This is a genomic window from Clostridium sp., from assembly GCF_040797585.1.
GTDB lineage: Bacteria > Bacillota > Clostridia > Clostridiales > Clostridiaceae > Clostridium_Z.
In genome coordinates this window covers 1-8403 of the sequence record NZ_JBFNEO010000120.1, presented here as the reverse complement: position 1 = coordinate 8403, position 8403 = coordinate 1, and the positions used below count along the sequence as shown (strand labels likewise).

Sequence of the window (8403 nt, the reverse complement as noted above, 5' to 3'; positions counted from 1 at the left end):
GAAGGTGGAAGAACAGTAGGATCAGGAGTTGTTACTACTATAACTAAATAATTAATTGGATTTTTTTACAGGGCTGGGTTGTGAAACCTAGTCCTTTACATAGCAAATTCAAGTTGACACAATATTTTAATTATGATAAATTATTAAGGTAATGCGTACTTTTTAGAGTGTAGTAGGGACGGCGTTCTAATAAAATATATTATAAAAACTGGAGGTGCTTGTTGTGAGAGTGAAGATAACTATAGCGTGTACAGAGTGCAAGCAAAGAAATTATAACACAATGAAAAATAAGAAAAATGACCCAGATAGATTAGAAATGAAGAAGTACTGTAAGTTCTGTCAGAAGCAAACGCTTCATAAAGAAACTAAGTAGTTCTAAAACTACCTAATATCTTTTAAGGATGTGTTAAAAGATGGCTGTGGATGGGAAAGTAAAAGGTAAGGACCAGTTGATTGAAAAAAAAGGTTTCTTCAAATTTTTAAAAGAGGTCAAAGCTGAAACTAAAAGAATAACTTGGCCTTCCAAAAAAGAAGTTAAAAAGGCTACAATAGCTGTAGCTACATTCTGCCTTATCTACATAGTGTTAATAGGTGGAATAGACATGTTTTTTCAAAACCTCTTTAAATCAGTCTTTGGAATAAAGTAAAAAGGAGGTGGGGGTAATACTAGTTTGCCCCTTGAAATATGAGTGAGAAAGCTAAATGGTACGTTGTACACACGTATTCAGGTTACGAGAATAAAGTAAAAGCTAATCTTGAAAAGGCTATAGAAAACAGAAATCTTCATAGTCTTATTCATGCGGTAGAAGTTCCAGTAGAAGAACAAATTGAAGAAAAAGATGGAAAGCAAAAGATTACGCTTAAAAAGAAGTTTCCGGGATATGTATTAATTAAGATGTTAATGACAGATGATTCTTGGTATGTCGTAAGAAATACTAGAGGAGTCACAGGTTTTGTTGGACCTGGATCTAAACCAGTGCCACTTACCGATGAAGAGATTGAATCTATGGGAGTTCAAGAGATGACTATAGATATAGACTTGGAGGTAGGCGAAACTATTCAGGTTATTTCTGGACCGCTTAAAGATTTTACAGCGGTGATTCAAGAAATAAGCTTAGAAAAACATAAAATTAAAGCTTTGGTTAGTATGTTTGGAAGAGAAACTCTTGCTGAACTTGACTTTAACCAAGTAGAAAAATTTAATTAATATTTAAACTACAATTAAGAGATTACAGGACGAAAGTCTTAGTAAGTGGGAGGGCTATAGAATAGTCCGAGATACCACAGTATAGGAGGAATAACTCATGGCTAAGAAAGTTACAGGAATGATTAAACTTCAGCTTCCAGCTGGAAAGGCAACTCCAGCACCACCAGTTGGACCGGCATTAGGACAACACGGTGTTAACATTATGGGATTCTGTAAGGAGTTTAACGCTAAAACAGCAAATCAAGCTGGATTAATAATTCCAGTTGTAATTACTGTTTATCAAGATAGATCTTTTAGCTTTATACTAAAGACTCCTCCAGCAGCAGTATTATTAAAGAAGGCAGCTGGAATTGAGAGTGGTTCTGGTGTACCAAACAGAACAAAAGTTGCAACTGTTAATAAAGATCAAATAAGACAAATAGCTGAAACAAAAATGCCGGATTTAAATGCAGCAACAATAGAAACTGCTATGAGCATGATAGAAGGAACAGCTAAGAGTATGGGAATAGTTGTTGAAGACTAATTTTTTATTCGGTGGGAGGTAACTACCGTTAATACCACAAAGGAGGCTTACTAAATGGGAAAGAATTATATTGAAAGTGCAAAGTTAGTAGATAAGAATGCATTATACACTACAGCGGAAGCTATGGAATTAGCTGTTAAGACTGCTAAGTGTAAGTTCGATGAAACGATAGAAGTTGCTGTAAGATTAGGTGTAGACCCAAGACATGCAGATCAACAAGTTAGAGGAGCAGTAGTTCTTCCTCACGGAACTGGTAAAAGTGTTAAAGTTTTAGTATTCGCAAAGGGTGATAAGGCTAAAGAAGCAGAAGCTGCAGGAGCAGAGTTTGTTGGAGCTGAGGACCTAGTTGCTAAAATACAAAACGAAAACTGGTTTGATTTTGATGTAGTAGTTGCTACTCCAGACATGATGGGTGTAGTAGGAAGACTAGGAAGAGTGTTAGGACCTAAGGGATTAATGCCAAACCCTAAGTCAGGAACTGTTACATTTGATGTAACTAAGGCTGTTCAAGAGATTAAAGCTGGTAAAGTTGAATATAGAGTAGATAAAACTGCTATAATCCACGTTCCAGTAGGAAAGAAATCTTTCGGATCAGAAAAGTTAATGGAGAACTTCCGTGTATTAATGGAAGCTGTAATCAAGGCTAAGCCAGCAGCTGCTAAGGGACAATACATAAAGTCTGTAGCTGTATCAAGTACAATGGGACCAGGAATTAAAATAAACTCAACAAAAGTTTTAGATTAATATTGACAGGTAGGTTTGTCTATGATATAATCGATTTTGTTGATTAATTGAATAGCAATATTCCGTAGACAGTAGGTGCAAAAGCGTAAAGTTTAACACTACCTACCGAGGACCCGTACAAGGTTTGAAATTGTAAGGTCTTCTTGCGTCTGCGAGGAGGCCTTTGTTATTTTAAATAAACAGTAATATCGTGAGGAGGTGGCATACAGTAATGAACAAGAATAGACAATTAAAAGAAGCTAAGGTTGCTGAGATAAGAGAAAAGCTTGAAAAAGCTCAAGCTGTTATATTAGCTGACTATCAAGGTTTAACTGTTGAACAAGATACAACTCTTAGAAAAAACTTAAGAGAAGCAGGAGTTGAGTACAAAGTATACAAAAATACTTTAGTTGCTCTAGCTGCTAAGGAATTAGGATTTGACGGAGTAGTTGAATACTTAGAGGGACCTGTATCTATAGCTTTTGGATATGAGGATGTAACTGCACCAGCTAGAATCTTAAATGATTTTGCAAAAGATCATAAGAAGTTAGAATTAAAAGCTGGTATAGTTCAAGGAGAAGTTTATGATGCTGATAAGGTTAAGCAACTTGCTGCTATACCTTCAAAAGAAGTTCTTATTGCAAAACTTCTTGGAAGTATCAAGTCTCCATTATCAAACCTTGCATATTTATTAAATGCAATAAAGGAAAGCAAGGAAACTGCAGAATAATAAATTATAAGCAGTTGATAATATACCCTATATAATTACTTATAAAAAATAAAATTAAAATACGATAATAAAAATTTTGGAGGTGCTTTAAAAATGACAAAAGAGCAAATCATTGAAGCTATAAAGAATATGAGCGTTTTAGAATTAAACGACTTAGTTAAGGCGTGTGAAGAGGAATTCGGAGTAAGCGCAGCTGCTCCAGTAGCAGTTGCAGGTGCAGTAGCAGGTGCAGCAGCAGAAGAGAAGACTGAGTTCGACGTAGTATTAGCTAGCGCAGGATCAGAAAAGATAAAGGTTATAAAGGCTGTTAGAGAATTAACTGGATTAGGATTAAAGGAAGCTAAAGAAATAGTTGACGGAGCTCCTAAGACATTAAAAGAAGGAATAGCTAAGGAAGAAGCTGAAGCTATGAAAGCTAAGCTTGCTGAAGTTGGAGCTACTGTAGAATTAAAGTAATTTACCAACATTTAAAATAAGAGGCGCTTTTTAAGTGCCTCTTTTTTAATGAATTGTTGTTGACTGCTTTTTTTAGTTGTGTTATTATTATTTAATGTACTGTCATATGCTATGATAAAAAATATAAAAAATTAATGGCAATTTTGATTTATTTTATCAAAATTGGGTAGAATAATATGATGATCGTATGCAACCCGAAAGATTAGAATTTAAAATACTAACTTTTGGTTATTTTAGTTTATACAAGGGGTGAAAGCTTAATGGTACATCCTATACAATGTGGAAAAAGAACAAGAATGAGTTTTGGTAGGGTAAAAGAAGTTGCCGATATGCCAAACTTAATTGAAGTGCAATTAGACTCCTATAAATGGTTTCTAAAAGAAGGGTTATATGAAGTTTTTGATGACATAAACCCAATAAGCAATTACACAGGGAACCTTATTCTTGAATTCATTGACTTTAAAATTGAAGAAGAGAATACAAAGTATTCTGTTGATGAATGTAAAGAAAGAGATGCAACTTATGCTGCACCGTTAAAGGTTAAGGTAAGATTGCGTAATGAAGAAACTGGAGAAATAAAGGAACAAGAAGTCTTTATGGGAGATTTCCCATTAATGACTGATCAGGGAACTTTTATAATCAATGGAGCAGAGAGAGTTATAGTAAGCCAACTTGTAAGATCACCAGGGGTTTATTATAGCGGTGCTAGGGATAAATCAGGAAAGAAGTTATTTTCAGCAACAGTTATCCCAAACAGAGGTGCTTGGCTTGAGTACGAAACAGATTCTAATGACATAATATATGTAAGAATTGACAAAACAAGAAAGCTGCCTATTACAGTATTAGCTAGAGCTCTTGGATTTGGAAGTGACCAAGAGATAGTAGACTATTTTGGTGAAGATGAAAGATTACAAGCAAGTATTGAAAAAGATAGCACCAAAACTAAGGAAGAAGCTTTACTAGAGATTTATAAGAGATTAAGACCAGGTGAGCCGCCAACGGTTGATAGTGCTATAGCTTTAATTGATTCATTATTCTTTGATGCTAAGCGTTATGACCTTTCAAAGGTTGGTAGATACAAGTTTAATAAGAAGTTAGCTTTAAACTTAAGATTATCCAATCAAATATCAGCTGAGGATGTAGTAAATCCAGCTACTGGAGAAATACTAGTTGGTAAGAATGAAAAAATATCTAGAGAAGTAGCATTAGAAATACAAGATTGCGGAATAAATTCAGTTGATATTCTTGTAGAAGATAAGGTTGTTAGAGTAATAGGAAACCACTTTGTTAACATAAATAAACATGTTAACTTTGATGCTGAAGAGCTTGGAATAAAAGAGCTAGTCCATTATCCTACTCTTAGAGAAATACTAGATGAATATTCTGATGATAATGAAATAAAAGAGCAAATAAAGAAAAATATTAATAGATTAATACCTAAGCATATAATAAGGGATGACATGTATGCTACTATAAGTTATGAATTAGGATTAGCTTATATGGTTGGATATGTTGATGATATAGATCACTTAGGAAATAGAAGGTTAAGATCTGTTGGAGAGTTGTTACAAAACCAATTTAGAATTGGTTTATCTAGAATGGAAAGAGTAGTAAAAGAAAGAATGACCATTCAAGATCAAGAAGGAATAACTCCTCAGCAACTTATAAACATAAGACCTGTGGCTGCAGCTATTAAAGAATTCTTTGGAAGCTCCCAGCTTTCTCAGTTCATGGATCAAACTAACCCACTTTCAGAATTAACTCATAAGAGAAGATTATCAGCTTTAGGACCAGGAGGACTTTCAAGAGAAAGAGCAGGATTTGAAGTAAGAGACGTTCACCATTCACACTATGGAAGAATGTGTCCTATAGAAACTCCTGAAGGACCTAACATAGGACTTATAAACTCCTTGGCTACTTATGCTATGGTTAATGAGTATGGATTTATGGAAACTCCATATAGGGTTGTTGATAAAGAGACAGGTAGAGTTACAGAAGAAATAAGATACTATACTGCTGATGAAGAGGATAGATATCTAGTTGCTCAGGCTAATGAACCTTTAGATGAAGAAGGTAAATTTATAGATAAAAAAGTAACTGTAAGAGTTAGAGATGAAGTTGTTGTTGTTCCAAGAGAAGACGTTGATCTAATGGATATATCTCCAAGACAGATAGTATCAGTTGCTACTGCAATGATACCTTTCCTTGAGAATGATGACGCATCAAGAGCTCTTATGGGATCTAACATGCAACGTCAAGCAGTTCCACTATTAAAGCCTCAAGCTCCTGTAGTTGGTACTGGAATAGAGTTCAAGGCTGCTGTGGATTCAGGGGTTCTACCTAAGGCTAAAAATTCGGGTGAGGTTATATATGTAAGTGCTAATGAAGTTAGAGTTAAGAGAGACTCTGATGGAGGAATAGATACTTATAGACTATTAAAGTTTAAGAGATCTAACCAAGGTACTTGTATAAATCAGAGACCTATAGTTACTAAGGGTGAGAAAGTAGATAAAGGAACAGTGTTATCAGATGGACCTTCTACAGACCTTGGAGAAATAGCATTAGGTAAGAATATAAGAATGGGCTTTATCACTTGGGAAGGATATAACTATGAGGATGCTATGTTAATATCAGAGCAACTTGTACGTGATGATGTATTTACTTCTATCCATATAGAAGAATACGAGTGTGAGGCTAGAGATACAAAACTTGGACCAGAAGAGATTACTAGAGATATTCCAAACGTAGGTGAGGATGCTCTTAGAGATATAGATGAACGTGGAATAATAAGAATAGGTGCAGAGGTAAGATCTGGAGATATATTAGTTGGTAAGGTTACTCCAAAGGGAGAAACTGAACTAACTGCGGAAGAGAGATTACTTAGAGCGATATTCGGAGAGAAAGCTAGAGAAGTAAGAGACACTTCTTTAAAGGTTCCACACGGAGAAGCAGGAATAATTGTTGATGTTAAGGTATTTACTAGAGAGAATGGTGATGAATTACCACCAGGAGTAAATCAATTAGTTAGATGTTATATAGCACAAAAGAGAAAGATATCTGTTGGAGATAAGATGGCTGGACGTCACGGAAACAAAGGGGTTATATCTAGAGTTCTTCCGGAAGAAGATATGCCATTCTTGCCAGATGGTAGACCTCTTCAGATATGTTTAAATCCTCTAGGGGTTCCTTCTCGTATGAACATCGGTCAGGTTCTTGAGGTTCACTTAGGATGGGCTGCTTCAAATATGGGATGGCATATTGCAACTCCAGTATTTGATGGTGCTAGAGAAGAAGATATTGAAAAATGCTTAGTTGATGCCGGATATGATAGGGATGGAAAGACTCTTTTATATGATGGAAGAACAGGAGAAGCATTTGACAATAGAGTTACTGTTGGATATATGTATATCTTAAAACTTGCTCACTTAGTTGATGATAAGATTCACGCAAGATCTACAGGTCCATATTCATTAGTAACCCAACAACCGCTTGGAGGTAAAGCGCAATTTGGAGGACAAAGATTTGGAGAGATGGAAGTTTGGGCACTAGAGGCTTATGGTGCTGCTCATACTCTTCAAGAAATCTTAACAGTTAAGTCTGATGACGTTGTGGGAAGAGTTAAGACCTATGAAGCAATAGTTAAGGGAGAAAATATACCAGAGCCAGGTGTACCAGAATCCTTTAAGGTTCTTATAAAAGAGCTACAAGCACTTTGCTTAAATGTTAAGGTTCTTAATGATGATAATCAAGAGATTAGATTAAAAGAATCAGTAGATGAAGAGTTAGAAGAGTTAGAAGTAAATATAGAGGGAACAGAAGAAGTAGATAAAGTTTCTTCTGATGATAGCTATGTTGAAGAAACAGAAGAAGTTGAAGAGGAAGAAGCAGACATAGATTACGGATCTATAGAGCTTGATGATTTTAGTACCGATTTAGATATAGATGATTTTAACGATGAACACTAATTTTGAAGGGAGGATATACCCTTGATTGAATTAAACAATTTTGATGCATTACAAATTGGTTTAGCTTCCCCAGAGCAGATAAGAGAATGGTCTAGAGGCGAGGTTAAAAAGCCTGAAACTATAAATTACAGGACTTTAAAGCCAGAAAGAGATGGTTTATTCTGTGAGAGAATATTTGGACCAATAAAGGACTGGGAATGTCACTGTGGAAAGTATAAGAGAGTTAGATATAAAGGTATAGTTTGTGATAGGTGTGGAGTAGAAGTAACAAAGTCTAAGGTGAGACGTGAGAGAATGGGGCATATTGAACTTGCTGCCCCTGTATCTCACATATGGTATTTTAAAGGTATACCATCAAGAATGGGATTAATTCTTGATATGTCACCAAGATCATTAGAAAAAATTCTATATTTTGCATCTTATGTAGTACTTGATCCTAAGGAGACGCCATTACTAAAGAAGCAACTCTTAAATGAAAAAGAATATAGAGAAGCTATAGATAAGTATGGTGAGGAAAGTTTTGTTGCTGGAATGGGAGCAGAAGCAGTTAAGAAACTTCTTGAGGAGATAGATCTAGAGAGAGGCTCTAAAGAGTTAAAAGAAGATTTAAAAACCTCTACTGGACAAAAGAAGGTTAGAGTAATAAGAAGATTAGAAGTAATAGAATCTTTTAGAAAATCTAATAATAAGCCAGAGTGGATGATAATAGGGGTTATACCTGTAATACCGCCAGATCTAAGACCAATGGTTCAATTAGATGGAGGTAGATTTGCAACTTCTGACTTAAATGATTTATATA

The 8403-nt window shown here is 35.2% G+C and carries 8 protein-coding genes, 1 pseudogene and 1 other annotated feature; all 9 genes and pseudogenes read left to right on the top strand.

What is annotated here, in order from left to right; all coding sequences use genetic code 11:
• Positions 1 to 223 precede the first annotated feature (223 nt).
• A complete protein-coding gene (rpmG, locus tag AB2369_RS08725) occupies positions 224 to 373 on the top strand; it encodes a 50S ribosomal protein L33 (RefSeq protein ID WP_027633558.1) in 150 nt (49 codons plus the stop codon).
• A gap of 40 nt (positions 374 to 413) precedes the next feature.
• Complete coding sequence (gene secE, locus AB2369_RS08720; RefSeq protein ID WP_367666094.1) at positions 414 to 647, top strand: preprotein translocase subunit SecE; 234 nt, start codon at positions 414 to 416, stop codon at positions 645 to 647.
• Positions 648 to 685: 38 nt separating this feature from the next.
• Positions 686 to 1207: a transcription termination/antitermination protein NusG gene (nusG, locus tag AB2369_RS08715; protein WP_367666093.1), complete on the top strand. Its 522-nt coding sequence runs from the start codon at positions 686 to 688 to the stop codon at positions 1205 to 1207.
• A 97-nt stretch (positions 1208 to 1304) separates the two neighbouring features.
• A complete protein-coding gene (gene rplK, locus AB2369_RS08710) occupies positions 1305 to 1730 on the top strand; it encodes a 50S ribosomal protein L11 (RefSeq protein ID WP_367666092.1) in 426 nt (141 codons plus the stop codon).
• Between the two features lie 54 nt (positions 1731 to 1784).
• Positions 1785 to 2474 (top strand): 50S ribosomal protein L1, encoded by a 690-nt coding sequence (gene rplA / locus AB2369_RS08705; protein WP_367666091.1) that lies wholly within the window; start codon positions 1785 to 1787, stop codon positions 2472 to 2474.
• Between the two features lie 44 nt (positions 2475 to 2518).
• Positions 2519 to 2651 (top strand) — a sequence feature (ribosomal protein L10 leader region).
• A 34-nt stretch (positions 2652 to 2685) separates the two neighbouring features.
• Entirely contained in the window at positions 2686 to 3183 is a 498-nt protein-coding gene (gene rplJ / locus AB2369_RS08700) for a 50S ribosomal protein L10 (protein ID WP_367666090.1), read from the top strand.
• A 93-nt stretch (positions 3184 to 3276) separates the two neighbouring features.
• Positions 3277 to 3639 carry a 50S ribosomal protein L7/L12 gene (rplL, locus tag AB2369_RS08695; RefSeq protein ID WP_367666089.1) on the top strand — a complete coding sequence of 121 codons (363 nt, stop codon included), beginning with the start codon at positions 3277 to 3279 and terminating at the stop codon, positions 3637 to 3639.
• Between the two features lie 260 nt (positions 3640 to 3899).
• Positions 3900 to 7604 (top strand): DNA-directed RNA polymerase subunit beta, encoded by a 3705-nt coding sequence (rpoB, locus tag AB2369_RS08690; protein WP_367666088.1) that lies wholly within the window; start codon positions 3900 to 3902, stop codon positions 7602 to 7604.
• 21 nt (positions 7605 to 7625) lie between these two features.
• Positions 7626 to 8403, top strand: a pseudogene (locus tag AB2369_RS08685) (DNA-directed RNA polymerase subunit beta'); the annotation flags it as partial.